The organism is Tunturiibacter empetritectus (genome assembly GCF_013410875.1).
GTDB classification, from domain to species: Bacteria; Acidobacteriota; Terriglobia; order Terriglobales; family Acidobacteriaceae; genus Edaphobacter; species Edaphobacter empetritectus.
Map to the genome: position 1 here is coordinate 1,201,099 of NZ_JACCCU010000002.1, position 24,214 is coordinate 1,225,312.

A 24,214-nucleotide genomic window follows, 5' to 3' on the forward strand; every position below is an offset into this window, starting at 1 on the left:
AGAACAAAGGAGAACCATGAAAACTGAAGGGAACGTAATTCTTATCACTGGAGGCGGCTCTGGTATCGGGCGTGGACTTGCCGAGGCTCTTCACCGTCTGGGCAACAAGGTAATCATCTCTGGTCGTCGCCAGGGTCATCTGGAGAAGACCCTGGAAGCCAATCCCGGAATGGACTCAGTTGAATTAGATGTGACTGATCCAGAGAGCATACGCCGGGCTGCCGAGCAACTCATTGCCAAATACCCCACCCTGAATGTGCTCATCAACAATGCAGGAATCATGCTGATCGACGACGCTTCGGCCCTGGTAGACGATGACCTGGTCACGTCAACCATTGCGACCAATCTGATGGGGCCGATACGGAGCACAGGTGCCTTGATCGACCACCTCAAAAAGCAAGAGTCCGCTGCGGTGCTGATCGTCTCGTCGGTCCTTGGCTTCACCCCCATGGCGATGACAGCAGTCTATTCATCCACCAAGGCAGCGCTCCACTCCTATGCGCAGTCCCTCCGATTTGAGTTACGCCACACTCCGGTTCGAGTTCTGGAAGTCATTCCTCCCTGGGTCCGCACCGACCTGCTCAACAGCAGCGAAGAGCCACGCGCGATGCCGCTCGACGAGTTTCTGAAAGGCACGATGGCGGCTCTTGCAACAGAGGCGAACGAGATCATGGTTCCCCATGCGAAGTTCCTACGCGACCAAGCCGGCCCCAACGAGGCAGTCTTCGTCTCAAGCTTCAATGAGCAGCTTGAAGCACCCCAACCCTCAGCCGTCTAACACCGGCTCCACTCACTCGCGCAGCACGCAACAGCACCAAGACAAGCCAGGAGCTGAAAATGAATGATCTTTTGCAGAAAGCAATGCACGCACACGGAGGTCTCAAGCGTTGGAACGAGATTAGCTGCGTTACCGTTGCAGCCTCGCTCACCGGGGCGATCTGGTTTGTGAAGAGCCAGGGTGATTACCTGAAGGACGTGGTGATGACTGTGGACACCAAAAAAGAACGGATGACCACAGACTTTCCAGGCCAGGATAAACGCTTTCTCTTCACACCGGAGCGACTGGTGATGGAGAAGCGGGATGGCACTGTGCTTCTTGAGCGTGAGGATCCCGAGAAGTCGTTCGATGGTCAGGCCCGTGAAACTCCGTGGGATGACTTGCACGTTGCCTACTTCCAGGGCGAGGCACTTTGGACCTACCTGAATACTCCGTTTCTCTACACGCAACCGGGATTTGTGACCGAGGAGATTGCGTCCATAGATGTGAGTGGGGAGAAGTGGCGTCGTTTGAAGGTCACCTTTCCGGACAACATCAAGAGCCACACGCGAGAACAGATTTCATGCTTCGGCCCGGATGGCTTGATCAGGCGCCACGACTACACGGTGGACATTCTCGGTGGAGCAACCGGTCTGAACTATGCCTCTGACTATCGGGACGTGGGTGGGATCATCTTCCCGACCAAACGCCGGATCTACGCCTATGAAGGGGACTACCAACTCGTGCCCGAGCCCCTTCTGGTGAAGATCGACATGGGTGAAATCACCCTGCAGTAATCGTGGGTAAGCCGTCACTCACATCAACCTTTCAGCATAAAAAGGACAATATGCGCCATCATCCTTCGCTCTTTGAGCCCTTGCGGTTGGGAGCCATCACACTTCCCAACCGCATCATTATGGCCCCTCTTACCAGAATGCGTGCTGGAGCCGGAAATGTCCCCACAGCTTTGAATGCGGAATACTATGCCCAGCGAGCCGCCGCTGGGCTCATCATCGCCGAGGGGACCGCAGTAAGCCAACAGGGTCAGGGATATCCAAATGCTCCAGGCATCTACACGCGGGAGCAGATAGATGGATGGAAGGCCGTCACGGAGGCCGTTCACTCCCGAGGCGGACGGATCTTCCTCCAGATTGCTCACAATGGCCGTAATTCTCACTCTTCGTTCACCCCGGACGGCGGACCACCCGTAGCGCCCTCTGCCATTCCTCCGAAACTGCCTGGGTTCACGCGCGATGGCCGGCAGGTTCCGATTGAGACACCTCGAACTCTCGAACTGAACGAGATAAGCCCGATCATTAAGAGCTTCACAAAGGCCAGTCGCAACGCCATCGAGGCAGGTTTCGACGGAGTAGAACTTCAGGCTTCTAACAGCCACCTGATCGACCAATTTCTGGAAGACGGAACAAATATCAGAATGGACGCATATGGGGGTTCCATCATCAATCGGATGCGGTTCCTCCTCGAAATTACAGAGGAAGTCTCAGCTTCCATCGGGTCCGAACGACTTGGGGTGCGGCTGTCACCATTTGGTCAATACGGTGGCATCGGCGACAGCAACCCGATGCGGTTGTTCACCTCGATCATCGATGAACTGAATGACCGCAACTTGGCATACCTCCACCTCATCGAGGGCCGCGGCTCGGAGATTGGTCTGGGCGACGCATTGCATGAAGATGCATTGAACAACGCCAAGCTCTTCAGACCTCATTTCCAGGGTGTCCTGATCACTGCCGCCGCCTATACGCCGCGCACCGCCAGCGAAGCTGTTGGTGATAAGAACGCGGATGCAGTGGCGTTCGGTCGCATGTTCATATCGAATCCGGACTTGGTGGAACGAATCGAGAGCGATCTGAAACTCAGTCCATACGATCGGTCGACGTTCTACGGAGGGCAAGAGAAGGGCTACACCGACTATCCACCTTCCAGCGAGGCCATATGACCGCAGAAACCGTACTGCAAACCAACAACCTCGTCTTCTATCAGGCTCTCCTCGATCAGGACTGGAGTTCGCTTGCCGAGCTGTATGCCGATGATTACAGACTCGTCCGCTCAAACGGTAGTGTCCTGTCCAAGGAACAAGTTCTCACCGACCTGCAATCGGGTGATCTTGTTTTCAGGTCCATCAAGCTAACGAATGCGCTTGTTCGATTGATCGGCTCGGTAGCACTCCTCACCGGGGACAGCCAAACGATTGCAGAACGTGGAGGTGTGGAGTTTGTCTCTCACTTCCGTTTGGTTGCGGTCTATGTAGAAGACGAAGGCAAAATGCGACTTCTCCATTCTCTGAGCACGGACATACCAGAGGCACACAATGCATAAGTTAGATCAGGCAAAAGGAGACGTCATGGTGACAGGAGATGCAGCCCACGCTCGGAGTCCATTCGTGGGGGTTTGGAACCTGGAAAGCTTTACTGAGCAGTCTAAATCGTCAGAAGAACTCAACCCTTTGGGGGCAGCGCCTGTAGGTTTTCTGATTTACACAGCCAACGGCTTTGTTTCCGCTCAGCTAATGAGGCGAGACCGGAAGGCGCTCGGAACCGATCCATGGGCTCCTGCTGAGTCGGGTCAAGGAGCGAATCTTGCAAACGGGTACATCCCGTACTGTGGGGCATATGCAGTCGACGAGGAGCGCGGGGAGGTCATCCATATGCCCATAGTTTCCCTCTTGCCCAATCTAATCAACCGGAACCAGCATAGAAGCTTTACGTTTGAGCGCGACAGCCTCACCCTTGTCACAAAGCAGAAGGATGCATCCGGCAGCATTGTCGAGTCAAGGCTTGTTTGGCGCCGGAGTCATTGATAAAGCGGTCCATCAGCAGTATGCCGACAGGCCCGATAATGCAGCTTACGTATAGTGGATCGCGAGGCGTCTGAACCAGTGGCGATGATCCCGACTCTGCTCGCTACGACGAGGAAAGAAGAGGATTCGGAGCTGCCGAAGAGTCATCACCACCTGCTATTCGGGAGAAGGCATTATTGATGGTGTCTGTGGTGTTTGTCGCGGCGATGTGCAGGCTGCGAGTTGCCTTTGAGGCTGTCTGACACAACTTGTACTTGTTGGCGACCGTTTCCCTGGCACGAAAGATCAGTTCTGAGCGCACGTTAGTTCTCCTTTTATGCGGCGTTCAGACTAACGTTCTGCTGAGTTCGCGGGTGAAATGCAGGTTCTTCTTGAGAAGTGGCGGTTCGTCGAGGACGGAAGACCGCACCGCAGTGGTAAGTTTTGTGGCGAATAGAGCCGCCCACGATTTCAACAACTAGATGCGATATCCCTATTCTACCCTCTCGCAGCATGTGAGGTTTTATTCATCCAGAGGTTTTCGAGTGGGTAAACTAATGCGCATCGTAGTTCCTATATCAAGTTCACTCTCTGCCGTGATGCTCCCTTGGTGTCGTTCGACGATTTCGCGAGAAATGTAGAGTCCCAGACCATTTCCAAGATCTCCCTTCGTGCTGTAGAAAGGTTGGAAGAGGTTTCTCAAAGTCTCCTGGCTCATCCCGCACCCGTTGTCCCGTATAACGATCTGCATGGTTTCGCCGCTTGAAGTCGCGCCGAGCCAAATTCGCCCACCTACAGCTACAGCCTGGATGGCATTTGATAAAAGATTTGCCACCACCTGGCTCAACTGACCTACCGTGCCATAGAAGCGGAAATCCTCTCCGCCTTTGATCGTAACGTTGACTTGTCGATTCCTTATCTTGCCGGCGAAAAGTTGCAGAACATCCCTGAACAACTCTCCTGCCGTCCCATACTCAGCCTTCTGCACGTTCTCCTTCGACCAACGCAGCGTCTGCTTCGTGAGTCCCGAAATGCGCTGTAGCTCGGCTTCTGCCGATCCAATATAGTCTGTCGCGACATCGTCTCCTTTCACCCGACCACCGAGAAGATATAGAAGATTGATGATCGCCTCGAGCGGATTATTGATCTCATGCGCGATGACGCTCGTCATTCTTCCCGAGAGCGCGAGTTTTTCACTCATTCGAATTGCAGTCTCGCGTTGCCGCCGATCCGTCAGGTCAGTGCAGGTTCCTGCCCAGCCAGCTCGACTTCCGTCAGCTTGCAGATAAGGGATTGCCCTTACTAGATTCCAGCGCTCCACCGTTTCCGCCGGGGAGCGGAATCGTACTTCAATATCGAATGACATTCCGCGGGCTACTGATATTTTCCAAAGGTCTTCAGTTCGATCTCTGTCTTCCAGCGCGAGACGATCCTCTTCATACCAACGGCCCATGTTCCCTAGGCCCTGATCGAGCCATTTCAGATTGACATAGGTGAGGCGACCTTCATCGTCCGAAGTCCAAACGGGATGAGGCAAAGCGTTGGTAAGCTGCAGAAAGCGTGCCTCACCAAGCTGCACAGCTTCCTCTGCGCGCTTGAGGCTGATAGTCATTACAGCCCCGCGGAAGTCTGTCGCAGACTCGATCTCCATCTCCGTCCACGGATTGCTTCTGCCTCGCACCAGTTCTTTCCACGTTTCAAAAGACTGTCGTGGGTTGAGACCTTTATCGGAATGGTCCAGCTTTTTCGGCTCGCCAGCCCAATTTACCGTTCGCACTACTTCCGGTCGAAACCACATAATGTAGCCCTGCCGTATATACGAGATCCGAACTGCAAGAAGGCCACTAGCAACTTCGCTGAAAGCTTCTGCCCACTCGATGTGCTTGCCGAGATGCCGACTCTCAAAGACCTCAAGATCCGGCATCCCATCCATCCAAGCTGCAAGCTTGTGGATGTCCTCTTCAGCGGGCGTCTGGCCAAAAACTTTGAACTGACCATCGATCACGAGTGCCGCGCCATTTGCGTCGGTGATCTCAATCAGGTCCCTCATCTGCTCAGCGATGGCCGCAACGTGATTATTCTCAGCCGCCATATGCATCAGCATCCGACGCTGTACAGCGTGAAAATGTACTATCTTCTTCAGATTTGTCGCAGATCGAAAACTCGTCAACTGCGCACAAACTAGCTTTGTCAGCAGATCGCAAACGCTTCGGACTAGGTATGGAACCATGCGAGGCTCAGCATGATGTCCGCTGACTAACCCCCAAAGTTTGTCTTCAGAGACGATCGAGATCGACATCGAAGACGTTGTTCCCATATTCCGCATGTATTCGAGGTGAAATGGGGAGACGCTCCTAAGAATCGACATGGACAGGTCCAATGTGGCGATTGGCCTCTGGTTGATCGCGCGGAGCGGCGAAGCCAAATACATCGCGTCCGGAATAATCCGCACGGTGTTCTGAAGGTACAGGGCTCGGGCTTGCCGTGGAATGTCGGAGGCCGGAAACCGCAAATCAAGATAGCTGGGCAGCACACTATCCGTTTCTTCGCAGAGAACCGTACCGTGACCGTATTCGTCGAAGCGATAGAGCAAAACGCGATTAAATCCTGTCAGACTTTTTACTTGGTCGGTGAGTGCCTGACAGAGCTCTTTTTCGTCACGAAGCTTATTGAGCTTACTGACAAAGTTGGTAAAGACCTGATTGGTCAACTCCGAACTGATGAGTTGTTCTAAGCGCTCAAACTCCAGAATACGTTCGTTTCCCACCCGGTGGGTAATGACGCTATAGAGTCTTCCCCGCATTTGGAACGCGCCAAGATACGCCTGCGACCCCAAAATCTCATTGGAATTTGCTTGTGCTTTGAGCGCTCCGAGAACTTCTCGTTCTAAAACGACTTCTACGAGCGCTCCAAGAATCAATGTGAGAGGAACTTCGAGGAACTCTTCAGTGCTCTCGCTCGCAGCGACAATCCGTTCAAGGCGATCATCAAGCAAGAGCAAGAACCCATGGGGCTGGATACTTCCCGGAATACGAATTTGCTCGTCTTCGCAGTTTTGGATGTCCACTTTCGATTGAGCTGTGGAAGGAGAGAACGGAATGCCTAAGAGCGGATCAACTGCCATCTATGGCCGATCCCATCAACATCCACGATCCATAGGTTGCAAACATTGCCTTTGCTGAAAGAACAACCGATTCTGTTTCCTCCTCCGCCACCTTCGTCTCTAGGACATGGCAGAACTCCTTCCACATAGGACCGGTCTGATCCCCATGGCCCCTGAAATAAGCGTCGCCCTTGCCTTCGCTCAGATGAAGAGTTTTCTGAAGCTGACGGGCGATCAGCTGGCCGCCGAGTGTCGATCCTTCCATCACATACATCGCCCCGAGAAGGCTGGGTAGATCCCTAATTTGCGACAACCCGGGACGCAGATCACCTCTGTACTTCACTCCGAACCACGCCAGATCAAGCTCAAGCATCTTCTTTCGCTTTCGGGCCACAAGCTGAGTCCGCAGCCATCGTGGTGCGACCTCGAGAGAACGCTCCTCCCAGGCTGAAACCATCCCATACATCTGCAGAAGGCAGCCGATGTACTGGGTAACGTTGAGATCCTCATCCATGAGGGCAAACGTTCCTTCGACTGCTCGATGGTCGTTCTCGGTTTCCGTTTTCAATCTTTGAATGTCCATCGCAACCTCGTTCTCGTCGGTCGTAAACTTGTTGTCATACGGCCCAGATTGGAGCCCTCTGAGTCAGAAGCAAACTGTCAGTGATGGTTTCCAAGAACTGTCAGGTTTGAAATCGTTAGCTGATCGACGTTGCCTGGCAATGGGCGGGTATAGAGTCCCGCACAAAGCTGACTTGTGACCTCGTAGCAGTCACAAGCAATGGCCGCAAGTTTTGGTCGATCGAGGATCTTGATGCGCCCTCGCTGGTAATCTATGACGCCTGCAGCTTGGAAAGCTCCTGCCAGTGAGCTGACCGTGGTACGACGGGAGCCGAGCATCATCCCCAGAAAATCTTGCGTGAGGTTCAGCACGTCACCCCGCGTTCGGTCCTGAACCGTCAGCAGCCACCGTGCGAGACGCTGCTCTGCTTCGTGCAGCCGGTGGCACCCCGCGATCTGACTGAGGTCCATAGCCTGCTCTTGAACAAACTCGAGGATGCGATCTCGCACCTCTTCGGAAGTGCGAAATGCTTTCCGCAAATCAGAAAGTGAGATTCTCAGCGCACTTCCTGCCAACTGCATGAAGCATCGCGTCGGAGCGAGCGCCGGTCCCATGAGTTGCAGACTCCCGATGACTCCCTCACGCCCGACGACCCCGACCTCCGCAGTTGCGCCATCGGCCATAGAGGTTACGACTGATGCCATACCGGAAGTGATGAAGTAAGCAAAGGGGGGAGCCTCTTGTGCCTCGTACAGGATGGTACTGAGGGGGAGAGAGTCATAGAAACGGAATGGGCCAAAAGCGCCTGACGGCTCCCAGCAGTCAGAGAAGATAGAAAAAGATTATCGGTCTGGGTAGGCATGAAGGCCCCCTGCGTCAGATCGCAAGGGACGGCCGTTTGGAAACGGCAAGCAGTCACGGCTGAATTTTATGAGACGGGTTAGACACCGTCCTGATTTCGACTATACGCCAAAAGCGCGGCTATGACGCCTACCGGGCATATACCAGGCGGGCGCTTCCCTTACAATTCGACCGACAGGAGGTCGCCTTGAACCCGTCTTCAGCAGTACATACCTCAGTTGGGATTCTCGTTTATGGGAGCGACGAGCTCCTGCTTGGTACGCGAACGATGGTCTTAGAAAACGCTGGTTTTCAGGTATTCTCGGCGATTAGCTCTGACGGCGCTGAGTCCATTATGAAGAGCGGCGAAGTAGCCTTGGTCGTGCTCTGTCACTCGCTATCAGAGCAACAATGCGAAGCTGCATTAGATTTCGCGAAGCTTCAGCGGCCAGCTTTGAACACTTTGGTCCTTACAGCAAGCGGCTCTCCTTGTTCCGAGCGGACAACCGGAGCTGTTCTGAGTGCTTTCGATGGTCCGCGCAAGCTTGTAGAGACGGTTCAGGATCTCCTCGATTGCGTTCAATCCAAGGCATGAAAGGGTCAGTTTCCCAACCCATTGAGTGAAAATGCTCCTATGAGAAAGATATGCCTGTTAGGCGACATAGCGCAGTCGTTGTGCATCTGAGTTTTCAGGTCGACTCTATGGAAAATTAGTCGTGCCAACTGGTCTGCGGGCATATCCCAATCGAAACGCCGAATGGGCGTCTCTCCAGCGAAGTATCAGAAGAGCTTATGGGTGCGAACACGGAGTCCGACACCTCACCAGACTTAGCGTCAGCGATTGAGGCCTTACGGTCCGCTGAACAGCGTCTAGCGGTTGTCACCGAGGCGCTTCGGAAATCGGAGGAGCGTGCAATTGCAGGGCGCTTAGCCTTAGAAGTTATGCACGAAATCAAGAACCCTCTAGAAGCCCTGGGCCACTTGAATTATCTTGCTCTGGAACAGGCAGCAGATTCAGAGAAAGTGCGGAAGTACATGACCCTGGCTCAAGAGCAGATGGAGAATCTGAGTTATATCGCGAAACAGACACTCGGATTTGCGCGGCAATCGGATAAACCCAAACCGGTAGACCTAGTCCTTCTGACCGAATCGGCCGTCCGTATTCATCAGCGCGCGATCAGAGAGAAGCGAATCAATCTTGTCAAAGAACTCTCCGATGGCATCGTAGCCGAGGTTTATACAGGTGAGATGCTCCAGGTTGTTTCAAATCTAATCGTAAACGCCTTGGATGCTCTACCAACGGAAGGGACGCTCCGGCTGCGCCTGAGGAAACGCCAGGGGATAGTCGAATTTGTGATTGCTGACAATGGTCATGGCATCCCGCCTGACCAAAACGAATTAATCTTCCAGCCTTTCTTCACGACAAAAGGAGAACGCGGAACGGGACTCGGGTTGGCACTTTCAAAGAGAATTGTTGAGCGTCATAGAGGGCGGATTCGTCTTCGAAGCAGCGTGCGTCCTGGCAAAAGCGGCACCGCATTCAAGATCTCTCTGCCGCTTTGATGACTGTAGTCACACACAAACAACCCGGGTGAGCCCGCAACGACGGTACCCTATACTCTGTTCCTGTCGCAGCCTCCGTCTAACATTCGCTGTCCAGCGACCTCCGGTAAGGCCTCTGGAGGCCATCACTCGCCTAAGTCCGAAATGCATAGTCGATCTTGTGGAAGCCTTGTTTGACTCCCTCGACGGGCGAATGGACCACACTATTCCGGCATGAGACCGCGCCGCACAGATGGTAAATAGGGCGTATGGTTAGCTCAGGTACCGGGCTCTTTGCTCCCGCCTCACGTCATTTTGTCGCAGGCGAAACCATCTAAACGCAAATGGTCCGATATTCGTAGGAGCGGAATGAACGCACCTCGATTTGACTGGCCAGCGAATCTACCGCGGCTTCTTTGGTCGCCCAGAACATGTCCACTATGTAGGTCTTTTGAGTTCACTGAAGCGGAATTGCAGCCTATGGATGGGCCCTTGGCCCTCTTTTCATTGCATCCGCTTCGCTGCGTCAACTGCTGGCGAAGATATTACGGCTTTTCTAACGCACGGAAAGAAACGACCTAACGAATCGAGTGCGACGATCAGCCAATTGCAGGAAAGAGAAATATGACAAATTCGCAGTACCAATCAGGTGACACCTCCAACGACGTGCTATTTCGGCTGGATGCGATTCACCCGCAGCCCCCACTGAATTATCTGATCATCGCGCAAAGTGAGCTCGAGGTGCAGGACGTTCAGAACGCTCCAGCCATTAGTATGAGCACTTTTATATCTGAGACAGAGCAGACGCAGCTTCTGACTCGAATAAGCATCTATAGCCAAAGAGGCGAAAGCAGTGAGGAGATCAGACTGCTTTACATGAATGAAGTCGCATACTCTACCTGGAAGGCAATGGGAAAAGATCCACATGTGATTGGTTCCCAGCATCGGCCACCCACAACCGCTTCGTTGACGTTTGGCGTGCCCTTCAGCGACTAAAGGAAATTCTCTGAACTTTTAAAATGCGGACGAGACTTCGTTCTCGATGAGCACCTTCGTCTATTGAAGTCAGTCGATCCCTGGTCGAACCCCGTGCAGTTAGCTGAGCGTCCGAAAACGCGTCGCAGAGCAAGAGGGCTTCGCGCTTGAACTATCGCGCCTGTGGAGCGATTTCTCTGAACAGAAGCGCGCTCTTAGCTACTGGGAAATTGGCCTTGAAGTCTAATGCGGTTTGCTCATGACCGAGCGGGTGTTGTTCGCGCCACAATTCGAGCAGAAGCGGTGGCATCTGTGAAAGAACTGCTTTTGTGCGACCCACTTTCGCATGACACCCAGGGCAAAGAGAAATCATAAGATGAAGTTCGGATATTCCTGGTACGCGATGATGAACAACGATGGAACGTTTGCGTCGCCCCGAAGCACCGCAAACACGGCAGCAATAACCATCTCGTTCCAGGACCTGCTCTCGCAGCCCGCCAAAATATTCGTCGTCCTGCCGTTTCAAGGTGTAGCAGGTCGCACAAAGACCGAGCGCAAGGATCTTCTCGCGTCCGCATCGGCAATGCAGCGCCCGCTGTACTCCGGTCTTCGAAGGGTTAGTCTTCAAAGCCTGCCAGTCCAACGTTAATGTCCGCGGCGATCCAGCCTTCTTTCCAGGGTTGCGTACGGCCCTCATCGAACGGAACTGCATTCGCCCGGGCATCACCGCCGGCATCGAACAGCAGACCCCATGTCTCTGCGTAAGCATCTTCCCCGCCATCGGCTAAGACACGTTTGTGCCTCTCTAATTCAAGAGCTTCCGCATCGGCGTCTTCCCAGCCACAACGCCAACAATGATGTGCGATCTCTGAATCCGGTATCGCAGCTAAACGTGCCCGATAGCCGGCCGCGTATTCGATGGGCTCCCACTTCTCTAAGGCCGCGAGTCTTGGATGAATCATGCACAATCTCCACTTGCTCAAGCTATTTTAAGATAAACCGCTTGCAGCGGCTTCTATACTCCCACCAAAATCCAATTATTCGACATCGCGCCCGTTCATCAACCACTCACTTTCAGGTTTACCCAATGCGTTAGCATCGGCCCATTGAGCAAGATCCATCAGTTTGTCGAAGCTGCGCTTTTTGCCAAGAGGACTTGTCACCACAAAATGAACGATCTCGCTCGCTCGCTGGCAAATTATGTTTCGTCACCAGCATCACCGCCCAGATGCAAAGACATCGCGAGTTGCACAGGTACATGTTCAACAAAGTCATCCTCATCGGCCGCCTCGGACAGAACGCAGAAGCCAAAACCGCTCAGAACAACAAAGAATACGTCACCCTCAACATCGCAACCCAGGAGAGCTGGAAGAACGACAAAGGCGAGTACGAAACCCGCACCGAGTGGCACCGCGTCTATGCCTGGAGGAATCTCTCGAAGTTCGCCAAGACTCTCCAGAAGGGGCAGCTCGTCACCCTGGAAGGCATTCTCCGGTATCGCGAGGTAGAGGATGAGGTCAAAGGGGCCACCTTCAAGCACCGGATCGCCGAGATCCACGCCATGAGCATGAAGCGCCTCTCGAAAGTTGAGGCCGCCGATGATCCTTTGGACGGAGCAGACGACGAGTAGTCGGCGGCCTGGGTGGATGAGCCCTCGGCTCATCCACCTTAGAACCAGTTAGCCGCGAATAACGATCTCAACGGCCTCCGGCGAAACTCCGAAGGTTAGCGCTAGGCCTTTCTTGGCTTGAATGATCGTTAGCGCCTCGATGCCACCCTTCGCTGCGGGAGCGGGCGTCTCGTCCTCATCGGATGGTCCCTCAGTCGCCTCAGGCATAGGCTTCCACTCCAGCTTAGCCGGATCGATGCCGATCTCTTCAAGCGTTGAATAACGCACTGGGTTCCGATAGCCCTTAGGCCAGGAATCAGGAACGGCGACGTGTGCGTACTCACTGAAAACGATCAAATAGCGGTCTTTCGGTGATTCGTTGTTATCCGGAGTAGCGCCAGTCGGAACCACTGCAGAAACCTTACCTACGAGGAAAGCGTCGTGATGCTGCTCATTGCCGTCACCCCAATCGGCGTGCGCATTGCGGACACAAACGGCGTAGGTACAACGCCGGGCATTGTTGCGATCCAAACGCCATGAAGAGGTGCCTCCCTCTCGGATGATGCGGTCGGCGCTTTTGGCAGTGAAGAGGACGATGGCGGAATTGTCGGGCATTGGCGGGGCTCCCGTGATGACCTTACCACCGTAATACATTTCTAATACTAATGCAATACTTTATTTCAATAAACACGAAAGTATTCCGTCGTAGAACAAAATTGTCGTTAAACGACCCCGGCGAGTCCGTCAGAGGTCTGGTAAAACTCGCACAGGCTGTGCGAGTTTTACAAGTCATTTATAGTGAGTGGCTTGCACACAATTCAATCAATACCGGCCAAAAGGAATGCGATCTGCTCCGGGCTCGGCAGTTGGCCTTGCAGTCGACTCGGAATATTTGGGGTCACGCTATAAGAAGAGACGCCGATCGGCAGGGTCGCGTCCTTCAACGCGTACTCAACAATCAGCCGATCCTTCGATTTACAGAGAATAATCCCGATCGACGGCTGCTCTTCTGGCAGACGAACCGTGTCATCGAGGACCGATAAATAGAACTGCATCTTGCCGATATAGTCCGGCTCGAACTCCCCAATCTTCAGTTCCAGCGCTATCAGGGCGCGCAATTGCCGGTGGTAGAGAAGCAGGTCGATGAAGAAATCACGTTCACCAACATGAATCTTGTACTGGCTCCCGACAAACGCAAACATATTGCCCATCTCCTGCAGAAACGCGCCAACGCGTTCAGTCAGTGCCCTTTCGAGCTCTCGCTCACTATGTGCATCCTCCAAGTCCAGGAAGGCGAACGTGTACTCATCTTTTACCGCCAACTGAGCGTGAACCGAGGCTGCAGGGTCCAAAGCAGCTCTGAAGTTGGTCTGACTGGTCATCGTTCTTTGAAAAACCTGATTCTCGATTTGGTGAACCAGGACATTCCGGGACCAGCCAAACTTCCGGCAGCTGCGGATGTAAAACTCCCTCTCCTGTTCGCTCTTGCACTTCTCCAGAATGGTGATGTTGTGGGACCAGCCAATTTCTCGCACAAGCTGTGCGAGTTTTGCATCCCCTCCGTACACCTCGTAGAAATTCTTCATTCGCCAGAGATTAGCGGCGGAAAAGCCATTCGTCGCGGGGAATTCCTTGCGTAGATCCTCTGCCAAACTGCCAACGACGCTCTTGCCCCAGGTATCGCCCTGCTGCTTCTCGACGATCATTCGCCCGATATCTGCGTATAGCGAAATCAGCTCGCTGTTGACTGAACGTAAGGCTTGCAGTTGCGCTGATCGGATTCTTTCCTTCAGCGCCTTGAGAAGCGTTTCGTATTCCTGCGGGGAGATCAACAGCTGGGCCACAAGGCACCTTCCAGACGCTAGTTTAGCGTGTCAGATTCCCAAACCTCACTATCCAATAGCATTGGCCGTAGCCCACCGCGCCACCTCCACAATCCCAGCAAACTGATGTTCTTCACCCGATGGAGTGGTCAGCGAATAGGCACTGTTTTTATCATCTACAGAAAGGTTCGGCCTTGTAGCCAACTGCACCGACCAAACACAGAAGCATCGCAAATTGCAGAAGTACATCTCTCCGACCGTATCCTTCATGACGAAGGAAGGGTCAGGGACGGCGAACATATCGTAGGAGCAGACTCGACGCTTCATTATCCGGCGTTCCTTCCACCAGGCCGTATCTTCGCAGAATCATTCCAAGATACTTCAGGCGGCGCCTATACAAATAGAGTCGCTCACCATCAGAGCCAACAAGCCCAGGTTATCGTTGACCGCTATCGCTATCTCCTGTTTGGAGCCGTGATAGCTTTCGGTCGTCTGGATCGGCCAGTGCCATAGGAGCTTGATCTGCTTACTGCTTTGGGAGGCTTGGGACAGGGCGCTCCGCACACAGCGCACCACCAAGCCCAAAACAACCCGTAGTGTACAAAATTGAACAGATCAGCAGACCTAGAGAGTGTATATAGACTTCTCATGGCCAACCAAATACGAATACTAACCGTGGAGCGCGAAGGTGATGACGGGCTGATTGTGACGTTCTCGGACGGAACGACTGGCGGGTATGTGGTGGAGGAACTGCTGGACTTGAGGCCCCACCGTGAGCCGTCAGAGAGTACCCCTCAGAACAAAGAGACTATTCCTAAGTAATGTGTAAGATGGACGACACAGCTATGCATCGGATGCAATCATGATTGGAACATACAAGCTCTCAGCAAAGCCGTCACTATTTTTTGAGGGCGAGTTCAAAGGGGAGCTCCGAGGTGTCGCGTTCCTAGCCACATGCTCGACCGAAACAATGCAATGGTTCAGTATCAACTGTGGCCAATTCGAGAGAGCCTTCAGCATGCTAATGCCGCGTAGGTTTGCCACTGAGATGGTCGACACCCTCACCCGAGGAGAAGATATCGAGTTCCCTGGCCTATACGAACAGGAGCAATTTGGCTGTGGCTTTCACTACGAATGGTCGCCTGTTTTATCGACCCTCGGATCCTCAACTGTCAGACCGCTTGCTTCTCCGACGCGCAGCCCGGTGCTTGCCAACAACCCGAGCAACGTGTGAGAAAGTGAGCGGGCGTAGGAGATTGAGAGCACTACGTTCAATCACCGCATCGCAGAAATTTACGCCAAACCCAAAACTGAATTTGTGATGGCTGGTTATCAATCTCCGTGCGCACTAGAACAAAATCTGCATCTAATTTGTCCTAAGCCAGACGTCAATCAAGGCGAAGAAAGGCATACATGACCGAAACGTCAGAACTGACGAACGTAGAGTAATCGTGGTTGACGATGAGGAGAAGATTGCTACCACCCTTGCGATCATTCTCAACCAGGCGGGCTTCGAGGCTCGCGCTGTGTTTAGCGGAGAACAAGTGGTTGAATTACTCGACAGCTTCCAGCCTGAAATGATGATCGCTGACGTAGTTATGCCAGGCATGACTGGCATCGAGGTCGCAATCGCGGTTCGCAGCAAACTTCCAAACTGCAAAATATTTTTCTTCTCAGGCAAGCTGCCACTGCCGATCTGCTTGAACAGGCGAAAACGCAGGGTCACGAATTCGAGATTGTCGCTAAACCGATACACCCAACCGATCTACTTGCGAAGTTGGGTGTGTCCAATATTATTTACTCTTGAGCCTCGAGGCCGAATCGCCGGTGACAGCGAACAGCCCATCGGCCCACGTCTCCACAAGGATCGTCGGTTTCGTCGCGGATTACCTTCCTCTCCCATCCTTTTACTATGCCGATCTCCCCAATAAGCGATTCGCTTAGAGGCCGGGTCGGTTTCAAAGCCCCAGGTTGTCGTTCACCTGCTTGACCCACACTGGGACCGCCACGGTTCGCATGCTCTTCCCTTCCCTTCGAGATCGGCCAGGACCCAGCGACCTTCTAGTAGCTGGATTATCTCCACGTCGAGGGTCGCCAGCTCCTGCCGCCGAAGCGCACAGCCAACCAGCAGCGCCAGAATTACATAATCCCGCTTGCCTTTCAGCGTCGAGCGATCGGGAACGGCAAGCAGCTCCTTCGCTTGATCCCGTGTCAGCCAGTTCCCCAGCCGAGTTCCCTTTCTGCCGGATGTTCGGGACCTCCGAGAGGCTCGCGGCATCCTCAACCCCAATCAGGCCATTTCGCCGCGCCTCCGCGACCAGCTTCCGGACCGCCGAGAGGCGGACATTGACTCGGGAGTCAAGCACCATCCGGCGAAGCCTCTGCTAGGCTTCTATTGTCCGTCTACTGCTTTTTCAGGTCTTCCGTCGGATTGTGAGAAGCGACCTGTTACCTGAGCAAGCTGTTCGTTCTCGAAGAGACGAATGGCGGCGTCGCGAATTAGCACGAGCAACGTTCCGGACCTTGTGCGACAACTAGACCTGCACCATGCCACCGTCGACAAAAAGCTCAATGCCGGCGACGAAGCTGGAGTCGTCGGAGGCGAGAAAAACGACGGCCTTTGCAATCTCGTCAGGATGACCCATGCGACCCAGCGGGACCTGGGATGCCAGACCGGCCTTCAGCTGTTTCGCCTGCTCCTGATCCTGAGCGAGACCGTCGACTCCGGGAGTGTCGATGGGACCGGGACTCACGACATTGACGCGGATCTGCCGTTCCTTGAGTTCGTTAGTCCACGTGCGGGCGAAGGAGCGGACCGCGGCCTTGGTGGCGCTATAGACGCCGAACGCAGGCATTCCTTTGACGGAAACGATAGAGGCGTTGAGCACGATGGCTCCGCCATCGTGCATAAGTGGAAGCGCTTTCTGCACCGTGAAGAAGACGCCCCTAACATTCGTGTCGAAGGTCTTGTCAAAATGCTCTTCGGTCACCTTATCGATGGTGGCAAACTCGCCTCCTCCAGCATTGGCAAACAGGACATCGATACGGCCATGTTGCTCCTTGATCTGTGCGTAGAGCCTATCGAGGTCTGCGAGGTTGCTGGCGTCGGCCTGGACGCCGGTCGCACTGGGCCCGATCTCTTTTACGGCGCCGTCGAGTACATCCTTGCGGCGACCGGTAATGATGACTTTCGCACCTTCTGAGACGAAGCGTTTTGCGGTGGCGAGGCCAATACCGCTTGTTCCGCCGGTAACGAGTGCGATCTTTCCTTCAAGCTTCTTCGACATTGGTCATCCTCTTGAGGCTTGGCGATCATGGACCGTTTGAATCCTTTCCAAGCTAGGCGAAAACGATCGCACGCATGCGGTCAATATTTCAATCAAGCGTGGATTCGTTGCCAGCCAGCGGGGTCACTACCTCATGGCTACAGGCATGTAGAGGCGCTCAATGGCTTTTATCTTGTTGAGGCGGCGGACAAAGCGCTCTTCATACGCTTGGAATCTGGCATTCAAATAACTTTGTGTAACCTCGAATGCGAGCGCGGAGCCAAGGATACGAGCTCCTATGACGAGGACATTCATATCGTCGTGTTCGACCCCCTGGTGGGCGGAGTACGTGTCGTGACATATACCCGCTCGGATTCCCGGCATTTTATTGGCCGCGACGCAGACTCCGACGCCGGAGCCGCATATGAGGATGCCGCGATCGGCAGACGAGGCCATAAGCGCCCCGCCTACCGCCGCCGCAAAGTCCGGATAGTCCGAAGGTTCGGTATTGTGAGCGCCGAGATCGAGCGCATCGTGACCTAGCCGGGAAACATACTCAAGTATTTCCTGCTTAAGCGGAAAGCCCGCATGATCGGAGGCAATGGCAATTTTCACCGTGTTTCTCCATCTTCTTTTGAAAATCTATCGCTGACCACTCTCCATCGCCTTGACCGTTTCGTCCGTTGTTAGGACTGCGTGGGCGAGAAACGCGTAATTAATGAGCGCCGCCGTATAGCCATATCCCCACTTTGGGTGTTTCGGCCCCGCAGTAGCGTCTTTCACGACGGCTACCTCGAATCCTTGCTCCAGAAATTCCCGTAGATGAGATTCGACACACATGTTGGCCAACATTCCACCGAGAATGATCTTGCTGATCCTTCGTTTGCGAAGCTGAAGAACGAGGTCGTTTGTCTGTGGCCCCCACACACGATGGGGCGACACCACGATTGTCTTTCCGTCCTCGATGTACGGCTTGAAGCGTGCCAGCCAGTCCGCGCCGGAGCCCTCGAATCCGTCGAGGTTCAAACGCCCTTTGCGTGCGAACAGACCGGACGTAGCCTCGTCGGTTTCGAGAGGCCCATTGAACTTCCATCCTTTGTCGGTGGGGAAGAAGTAATGAGGAGAGATGAACACCTCGAATCCCTGAGCCTTCGCGGTCTTGAAGATGCGTTCCATGTTTTCAATGGTGTTGTTTTCCTTCAGACTCTCATGAACAAGAGGCCAAGAGAGACCCTTTTCGCTCAACACGTCATTTTGAGGATCGATAAATACTACTGCCGTGTCGCTCCTCCCGAGGCTCAGAGCTGATGGCGTCGGCTGTAGAGTGCTGCCATCTGGGATGCTTTCGATTTCTGACGAATGGAGCATCGGCGGAGTGAATAGCGCAGCGGCAGTAGAAACGCTTGCGGCGGCGATAAAATGCCGGCGGGAAGTGTTCGGGATATTGCTGATCTCCATATCGCTCCTCACAATGCACGCATCCGATGCCGCCACAGCTACAGCGGCATCAACAACTCGATCGTAGCCGTGCAGAGCACTCGCCGCTATCATGTCTTTCTATTAGCCGTGTCCCCACTACGCACGCCGCTCTGGGAGCGGTTACGCATTGCGGGCGATCCCTCTAGTTAACGGCTCGAACGGCGAGCAAAGTCATATCGGGGACATCTAACAGAAACCTCTGATTGTGCACGAATCGGCGAAGCAGTACTGTCTTGAGTGGATGAACGGCCACAGTCAGGAGCATTGAGGATGAACAGCACAACAGATGGCAACGCGAATGAATTCAACGAATACGTATACTCGCTGAGTCCGGGATACAACGAACCGAATGTGCGAGCAGCGTTCAAGAATGCCGTACCGCTCCGAACGATTGTGATGTTTTGTTACGACCCGCGCGCAGCGCAAATACCATTCATGCTGGCCAGAATTTGGCCGCATGAGGTTTATCCCGGCGAGTTGGTGCTTGACAAAGCTGGCAACAAGGTCGGTTCTAACGCAACTATCTTTCCGATTGTTGTGGCGGGAGGCCGTGCAATCGATGCACTTCGTTCCATTACGATCGGGCACCATCTCTTCGGTGTCCAAAACATCGTCGTTGCACATCATACGTTTTGCGGAACAACCAGCTTCACGGCAGATGGGCTTATCGACGCCTTTCAGGCTGAACAGGGTGCGGACCTTTCGGCAGTGTACGAAAGAGACAGCCTGGCGATCCGCGACTTCAGATCGTCGCTTAACCACGACGTCAATCTGGTTCGAGCGTCTGCAGGGGTGCCGAGGACTCTCAACATCTACGGCTATTTGTTCCACATCGACACGGATGAATTTACGTTGGTCGTAGAGGACGCGCAGAATGTAGCGAGAGCACGATAGACGCTCCGCGGAACAAATAGCTCTTTCAAAAGAATTTCTTGTAGCTTTACCTTAGAAGGTGCACTGTGAGTTTGCTTATCTCCGTGAACGTCGGCCTTCCTCGCGATATTGAATGGCAAGGCAAGATCGTCCACACCGCCATCTGGAAGCGGTCCGTAGCGGGCAGGGTGATGGCGCGGCGTCTTAACCTTGACGGCGATGGGCAGGGCGATCTCGCGGGCCACGGCGGAGAGCATCGAGCCGTGATGGTGTATCAACTCGACTCCTATCGCTACTGGGAGGCTCAGTTTCAGCGGCATGACTTTGAGTACGGACAGTTCGGAGAGAATCTGACAGTCGATGGTCTTTCCGATGATGAGGCCTGCATTGGTGATCGCTACCGGATTGGTGCTGCGCTGTTCGAGGTGACTCAGCCGCGGGTCACTTGCTATCGCGTCGGCATACGGATGAATAACCCACAGATGCCCTCGCTGCTTGTTTCGCACAAGCGACCGGGCTTCTATTTCCGTGTGATTGAGGAAGGGGACATTGGCGCGGGAGATGAGATCGTCAAGGTTGCTGATGGGCCGGAACATGTCAGTGTCGCCGAAGTCGATGCGCTGCTTTACTTGCCTGGCCATCCGCGCGATCAACTGGTACGTGCCCTCCTCATCCCCGCACTTAGCGCGGGTTGGAAAGGATCGTTGCAAGCTCTGGTCGAGGCGGACAAGCAGGGTGGCAATGCCGGCCTCGCCCCCACCTCCGCGGCACAGCCGGCGTGGAGCGGATTTCGACTGCTGCGCGTAGCAGCGGTGCAGCGAGAGAGCGCTGACGTGCGCTCTGTCATCCTCGAGTCGGAGGATCGGAGCCCATTACCGGTGCCTCTGGCCGGTCAATTTCTGGTCTTCAAGCTTCGGCTCGACAAGGACTCAACTCCAATCCTGCGAAGCTATTCGATGTCTGGTCCGCAGGATGCAGCAACCTATCGCGTCAGCGTGAAGCGTGGTGATGGCGCAGGCAGCCACTACTTTCATGAACGCATCCAGGTTGGCGATCTACTTCAGGTAAGCGCGCCGAGAGGCAGCTTTACGCTTGCACCGAACGACAAACCCGTCGTGCTATTGAGCGCGGGTATCGGGGCGACGCCTGTACTCTCCATGCTTCATTCGCTAGCGGCCACAGAAGCAAATTCCAAGCGAGAGATCTGGTGGTGCTACGGAGCACGCAACGGCAGAGAACACCCATTTGCGGCGGAAGCACGGGAGCTTTTGAAGGGTCTTCCCCAGAGCCGTTCGTTGGTCACTTATAGCAAGCCGGAGGCTGGAGATCAGCCGGGGAAGGACTACGACGTTCAAGGGCACCTTAATCTGGCGTTATTGGAACAACGCAACATACCGAAAACAGCGGACTTCTATCTGTGCGGACCAATTGCTTTCATAGCGGATCTCACAGCTGGGTTGAAGTCCTGGGACGTTACCGATACGTGCATACATTCAGAGATATTCGGCGCGGGACCGTCAATAACACCTGGAATCGCGAGCATGACACTACCGCCATCACATCCACCCACCGAAACTGTTAGCACCGGTCCGAAAGTTTCCTTCACACGTAGTGGTTTCACCGTTCCGTGGAACTCGCATTATGGAAGCCTTCTCGAATTCGCTGAAGCTTGCGATATTCCTGTCAGGTGGTCATGCCGGGTTGGTGTATGCCACACGTGCGAGTCCGGGCTGATCGACGGCAGAGTCGACTACTCACCCGAGCCGCTTGATCGGCCTTCTGAGGGGAACGTTTTGATCTGCTGTTCGACCCCTCGGTCAGAGGTTGAATTGGATCTCTGACAGCAGGGTCGAAGTATTAAAGGCCCAGAGCACTCAAGTCCGGCGGTTCGTCGGGCCGTCTTCCCAAGGGCCAATGGATCGGCTGACCTGATCGGTAACTCATTGATACTCGCATTTCGCGCAAACATTAAACCCTGCTCGTCGAAGTTCCAATTCTCATTGCCGTAGGCGCGAACCAGTTTCCCGAGTCATCGTGGTATTTGTACGCGAACCGTACTGCGATAGGCTTCCATGGAACGGCCACAACTCCTTATGAGTCGGTAGTCTAACTCTCTTGTCCACTTTTGTGAGAGGAGTGCGACAATCTGCTCTCTACCATTTGCAAATTCGGCACGGTTCCGCCAACGTGAATCGACAGTGTAGGCGAGAGACCTTCTCGGGGCACGCGTGTTCCGGCCGTCTTCGGCGAGACAAACCTTTTGAATTGCAGTCTCTTGTGTGAACGGAGGTAATGGCGGACGTGAGGTCATGACGTTAGGCACCTTTCTAAGTCAGCTCAATGGTTCTCAGCATCGGATTTAGCTGGCGCGCAAGTGTGCGAGTTCTTTCCGCAACTTAGCATTTTCCAGTTCCACGCTGCGCAACCGCTCTTCAGTCGCATGCACCGCGTCGTGGACCTCTTCTGCCGTATAACGCGGCGTGATGTGTTGCGGACAGTTCCAGTCGTAGGCTTCGACATGGATGACGAATACCCGTTCAATGACTGCCTTGTATCCAAGCATACGAACGCGCTCTATCCAGCCGACAGCCTTCTCGCCTTCAAAGATTTCTACGCGCCCCAGTATCTTGAGACGGGCCTGCCGCGGATAATCGACCATGATGAGGGCGACACGATTATCAGTAAGCAGATTTCCTGTGCTGATGTACTGTGTGTTCCCGCGGAAATCTGCCAGTGCGAGAGTGCGATCGTCGATCACTTTGATGAACCCTTTGGGCCCACCGCGATGCTGGACGTAGGGCCATCCGGTGGCTCCTGTTGTCGCCCAGTAAAAGCTATCTCGTTCGGCTAGGAACTCCGACTCAAAGGCAGTGAGGCGATCGTGCGACGGACCGGATTTCTCCATCCGCTCGTACTGCTGCCGGCTCCCAAAGCGCTCTTGCAGCCTTTTAACCTCGGGTGTGAAGAGCAGCGAAGCAAAGCTCATAGGGCCTCTTTCTGCTGAATCGTGTGGGCGGACCGGCCTTTTAATGTTCGGTCAGCCGGCACGGACAGTCAACCGCGGCGTGCGAAAAACTTCTCGATACAGGAAGCGATCTCTTCACCGTGAGTTTCCAGGGCGAAGTGACCCGTGTCGAGCAGGTGAGTCTCCACATTCGGAAGATCACGCTTGTAAGGAGCTGCACCCTCTGCCGGGAAGATGTGGTCATTCTTGCCCCAGACGATCAGAGTTGGCGGCTGATACTTGCGGAAAAATGCCTGAAAGTCGGGATATAGTGGTACGTTCGTCCGGTAGTCATACAACATATCCAGCTGGATGTCCCCGTTGCCCGGACGATCAAGTCCGAGTTGATCCAGCGTCCATGTCGTGGGATCGAGAAGTGAGAGATCATTCACTCCGTTCTGATACTGCCACTTTGTTGCGTCGGGCGACACCAGGAAATTCAGAGCCGCACGGTTCTCCGGTGTGGCATCATGCCAATACTTCTTGATCGGGTCCCAGAACTCCAGCAACCCTTCGTCATACGCGTTCCCGTTTTGCACGATAAGCCCCGCAATCTTTTCCGGGTGCAGAAGTGCCAGCCGATATCCGATAGGCGCGCCGTAGTCCATGACGTAAAGAGAATACTTTGGCAGTTCCAGCGTAATCGTGAGCTCCTCGACGATTTTGGCCATCTTCTCGAAAGTATAGGAATAGCTCGAGCGATCAGGCATGCTGCTGAACCCATATCCTGGATAATCGGGTGCGATCACTCGAAACGAACCAGCCAGACGAGGAATGAGATTTCGGAACATATTCGATGAGGTCGGAAACCCATGCAGCAGAATCAGCACGGGTGCATCCGGAGCGCCGGCCTCGCGGTAGAAGATATCCAGGTCCCCTATGCGAATCGTGTTGTAGTGTACGGAGGTTGATACCGACGAAACTAAAGTCGTGGACATAAGCGGCTCCTTAGGAAAAATGTGCGGACGAAAGATCGTCTCGCTCATAACAATAGTGAGTACCTCAGAGCTTGCCTATCACGTGTTTGTATTAGGGAATATTCGGATCGTTTGGAACCGGAGCGCACTGAGCGGCGGCGCATCATTATTCCGGGGTTCCTGCGATTCAGGAAAAGTGCTGGCGCGACGACCCTAACGTAAACACGTGATAGCAATCCGATCTGTCACCGGCTAGTGTTCCTTGCAGCGAGGGCATATGAGATTCGGGTTCGGAGCGCTACGAGCCGACAATTTCTGAATGCTCATGCCAGGCCTAGCGATTCTTAGCTCTCGGAGCTGTCAAATGAAAGTCATGATCGGTCTCGTGATCAGTTTCATAGTCGGTGCAGGTTGCCGGTTCTTCGACATTCCGGTTCCAAGTCCACCTGTAATTCCCGGAGCGCTCCTTGTTCTTGCTATGACCGTGGGGTACTCTTCAACCAATGCCGTCCTCAACCGGCGGAACAAAGTGGCCACGACCACCCATCTCTGTGGGGGACCTACAGGCGCTTCTGTGGAGTCCGCGGCGGCAAAAGTTCCGACTCTCAAATTGACATCACATGAATAGTTTCTGCGGTTCTGCCTGATTAGGGAACGATTGCAC

Annotated in this window: 25 protein-coding genes and 1 pseudogene; 12 read left to right on the top strand and 14 right to left on the bottom strand. The window is 54.1% G+C overall.

Translation table 11 applies throughout. The features are described 5' to 3' along the window. Positions 1 to 16: 16 nt before the first annotated feature. From HDF08_RS17380 to HDF08_RS22235, 5 genes are read left to right on the top strand one after another with little or no spacing between them, the layout of a single operon-like run. Entirely contained in the window at positions 17 to 778 is a 762-nt protein-coding gene (locus HDF08_RS17380; RefSeq protein ID WP_179639836.1) for an SDR family oxidoreductase, read from the top strand. A 59-nt stretch (positions 779 to 837) separates the two neighbouring features. Beyond that, complete coding sequence (locus tag HDF08_RS17385; protein ID WP_179639837.1) at positions 838 to 1,554, top strand: hypothetical protein; 717 nt, start codon at positions 838 to 840, stop codon at positions 1,552 to 1,554. A 50-nt stretch (positions 1,555 to 1,604) separates the two neighbouring features. Next, the gene (locus HDF08_RS17390; RefSeq protein ID WP_179639838.1) at positions 1,605 to 2,717 is read left to right on the top strand and encodes an alkene reductase; all 1,113 of its coding nucleotides are present in this window, start codon (positions 1,605 to 1,607) and stop codon (positions 2,715 to 2,717) included. Beyond that, positions 2,714 to 3,097 (top strand): nuclear transport factor 2 family protein, encoded by a 384-nt coding sequence (locus HDF08_RS17395; RefSeq protein ID WP_179639839.1) that lies wholly within the window; start codon positions 2,714 to 2,716, stop codon positions 3,095 to 3,097. Before HDF08_RS17390 ends, HDF08_RS17395 begins: the two co-directional genes overlap by 4 nt. 25 nt (positions 3,098 to 3,122) lie before the next feature. Next, complete coding sequence (locus HDF08_RS22235; RefSeq protein ID WP_179639840.1) at positions 3,123 to 3,578, top strand: lipocalin-like domain-containing protein; 456 nt, start codon at positions 3,123 to 3,125, stop codon at positions 3,576 to 3,578. A 502-nt stretch (positions 3,579 to 4,080) separates the two neighbouring features. On the opposite strand, the gene HDF08_RS17405 is transcribed toward HDF08_RS22235, so the two are convergent. From HDF08_RS17405 to HDF08_RS17415, 3 genes are all read right to left on the bottom strand, one after another. After that, on the bottom strand, positions 4,081 to 6,681 hold the full coding sequence (locus HDF08_RS17405; protein WP_179639841.1) for an ATP-binding protein: 2,601 nt from the start codon (positions 6,679 to 6,681) through the stop codon (positions 4,081 to 4,083). Next, complete coding sequence (locus HDF08_RS17410; protein WP_179639842.1) at positions 6,671 to 7,228, bottom strand: biliverdin-producing heme oxygenase; 558 nt, start codon at positions 7,226 to 7,228, stop codon at positions 6,671 to 6,673. Before HDF08_RS17410 ends, HDF08_RS17405 begins: the two co-directional genes overlap by 11 nt. Before the next feature lie 92 nt (positions 7,229 to 7,320). Beyond that, positions 7,321 to 7,926 (bottom strand): Crp/Fnr family transcriptional regulator, encoded by a 606-nt coding sequence (locus HDF08_RS17415; protein ID WP_373563219.1) that lies wholly within the window; start codon positions 7,924 to 7,926, stop codon positions 7,321 to 7,323. 928 nt (positions 7,927 to 8,854) lie between these two features. Between HDF08_RS17415 and HDF08_RS17420 the strand changes: the two genes are divergently transcribed. After that, the gene (locus HDF08_RS17420) at positions 8,855 to 9,625 is read left to right on the top strand and encodes a sensor histidine kinase (RefSeq protein WP_179639843.1); all 771 of its coding nucleotides are present in this window, start codon (positions 8,855 to 8,857) and stop codon (positions 9,623 to 9,625) included. Between the two features lie 603 nt (positions 9,626 to 10,228). Then, the gene (locus tag HDF08_RS17425) at positions 10,229 to 10,600 is read left to right on the top strand and encodes a hypothetical protein (RefSeq protein ID WP_179639844.1); all 372 of its coding nucleotides are present in this window, start codon (positions 10,229 to 10,231) and stop codon (positions 10,598 to 10,600) included. Between the two features lie 596 nt (positions 10,601 to 11,196). Here the strand turns inward: HDF08_RS17425 and HDF08_RS17430 are convergent. Then, on the bottom strand, positions 11,197 to 11,541 hold the full coding sequence (locus HDF08_RS17430) for a hypothetical protein (protein ID WP_179639845.1): 345 nt from the start codon (positions 11,539 to 11,541) through the stop codon (positions 11,197 to 11,199). Between the two features lie 296 nt (positions 11,542 to 11,837). On the opposite strand from HDF08_RS17430, the gene HDF08_RS17435 reads away from it, so the two are divergent. Beyond that, positions 11,838 to 12,209 carry a single-stranded DNA-binding protein gene (locus HDF08_RS17435; RefSeq protein ID WP_179639846.1) on the top strand — a complete coding sequence of 124 codons (372 nt, stop codon included), beginning with the start codon at positions 11,838 to 11,840 and terminating at the stop codon, positions 12,207 to 12,209. Positions 12,210 to 12,257: 48 nt separating this feature from the next. On the opposite strand, the gene HDF08_RS17440 is transcribed toward HDF08_RS17435, so the two are convergent. From HDF08_RS17440 to HDF08_RS17450, 3 genes are all read right to left on the bottom strand, one after another. Beyond that, a complete protein-coding gene (locus HDF08_RS17440; protein ID WP_179639847.1) occupies positions 12,258 to 12,803 on the bottom strand; it encodes a hypothetical protein in 546 nt (181 codons plus the stop codon). A 203-nt stretch (positions 12,804 to 13,006) separates the two neighbouring features. Beyond that, positions 13,007 to 14,032 (bottom strand): PDDEXK nuclease domain-containing protein, encoded by a 1,026-nt coding sequence (locus tag HDF08_RS17445; protein ID WP_218884748.1) that lies wholly within the window; start codon positions 14,030 to 14,032, stop codon positions 13,007 to 13,009. 48 nt (positions 14,033 to 14,080) lie between these two features. Next, the gene (locus HDF08_RS17450; RefSeq protein WP_179639848.1) at positions 14,081 to 14,338 is read right to left on the bottom strand and encodes a hypothetical protein; all 258 of its coding nucleotides are present in this window, start codon (positions 14,336 to 14,338) and stop codon (positions 14,081 to 14,083) included. Between the two features lie 1,124 nt (positions 14,339 to 15,462). Between HDF08_RS17450 and HDF08_RS17455 the strand changes: the two genes are divergently transcribed. After that, a complete protein-coding gene (locus HDF08_RS17455; protein WP_373563221.1) occupies positions 15,463 to 15,942 on the top strand; it encodes a response regulator in 480 nt (159 codons plus the stop codon). A gap of 47 nt (positions 15,943 to 15,989) precedes the next feature. On the opposite strand, the gene HDF08_RS17460 is transcribed toward HDF08_RS17455, so the two are convergent. The 4 genes from HDF08_RS17460 to HDF08_RS17475 form a co-directional block, all read right to left on the bottom strand. Further along, the gene (locus tag HDF08_RS17460) at positions 15,990 to 16,289 is read right to left on the bottom strand and encodes a tyrosine-type recombinase/integrase (protein ID WP_257031201.1); all 300 of its coding nucleotides are present in this window, start codon (positions 16,287 to 16,289) and stop codon (positions 15,990 to 15,992) included. 256 nt (positions 16,290 to 16,545) lie between these two features. Continuing rightward, positions 16,546 to 17,298, bottom strand: a complete 753-nt coding sequence (locus tag HDF08_RS17465; RefSeq protein WP_179639849.1) for a glucose 1-dehydrogenase — start codon at positions 17,296 to 17,298, stop codon at positions 16,546 to 16,548. A 126-nt stretch (positions 17,299 to 17,424) separates the two neighbouring features. Further along, positions 17,425 to 17,892 carry a ribose 5-phosphate isomerase B gene (gene rpiB / locus HDF08_RS17470; protein ID WP_179639850.1) on the bottom strand — a complete coding sequence of 156 codons (468 nt, stop codon included), beginning with the start codon at positions 17,890 to 17,892 and terminating at the stop codon, positions 17,425 to 17,427. A gap of 27 nt (positions 17,893 to 17,919) precedes the next feature. Next, on the bottom strand, positions 17,920 to 18,828 hold the full coding sequence (locus HDF08_RS17475) for an isochorismatase family protein (RefSeq protein ID WP_218884750.1): 909 nt from the start codon (positions 18,826 to 18,828) through the stop codon (positions 17,920 to 17,922). Positions 18,829 to 19,026: 198 nt separating this feature from the next. Here HDF08_RS17475 and HDF08_RS17480 point away from each other — a divergent pair, with 198 nt between their 5' ends. Next, entirely contained in the window at positions 19,027 to 19,650 is a 624-nt protein-coding gene (locus HDF08_RS17480; RefSeq protein ID WP_179639851.1) for a carbonic anhydrase, read from the top strand. A 65-nt stretch (positions 19,651 to 19,715) separates the two neighbouring features. Continuing rightward, positions 19,716 to 21,470, top strand: coding sequence for an MOSC domain-containing protein (locus HDF08_RS17485; protein WP_179639852.1), 1,755 nt, complete (start codon positions 19,716 to 19,718; stop codon positions 21,468 to 21,470). Here the strand turns inward: HDF08_RS17485 and HDF08_RS22240 are convergent. The 3 genes and pseudogenes from HDF08_RS22240 to HDF08_RS17500 all read right to left on the bottom strand — a co-directional run bounded on the left by HDF08_RS22240 (position 21,380) and on the right by HDF08_RS17500 (position 23,571). Then, positions 21,380 to 21,940 (bottom strand): annotated as a pseudogene (locus HDF08_RS22240) (DUF1348 family protein). The gene HDF08_RS17485 and the pseudogene HDF08_RS22240 sit on opposite strands and share 91 nt — an antisense overlap. Before the next feature lie 48 nt (positions 21,941 to 21,988). Continuing rightward, on the bottom strand, positions 21,989 to 22,615 hold the full coding sequence (locus HDF08_RS17495; protein WP_179639853.1) for a pyridoxamine 5'-phosphate oxidase family protein: 627 nt from the start codon (positions 22,613 to 22,615) through the stop codon (positions 21,989 to 21,991). Positions 22,616 to 22,683: 68 nt separating this feature from the next. Next, positions 22,684 to 23,571, bottom strand: a complete 888-nt coding sequence (locus HDF08_RS17500) for an alpha/beta fold hydrolase (protein WP_218884751.1) — start codon at positions 23,569 to 23,571, stop codon at positions 22,684 to 22,686. Between the two features lie 352 nt (positions 23,572 to 23,923). On the opposite strand from HDF08_RS17500, the gene HDF08_RS22245 reads away from it, so the two are divergent. Further along, positions 23,924 to 24,178 carry a XapX domain-containing protein gene (locus HDF08_RS22245; protein WP_373563229.1) on the top strand — a complete coding sequence of 85 codons (255 nt, stop codon included), beginning with the start codon at positions 23,924 to 23,926 and terminating at the stop codon, positions 24,176 to 24,178. Positions 24,179 to 24,214 lie beyond the last annotated feature (36 nt).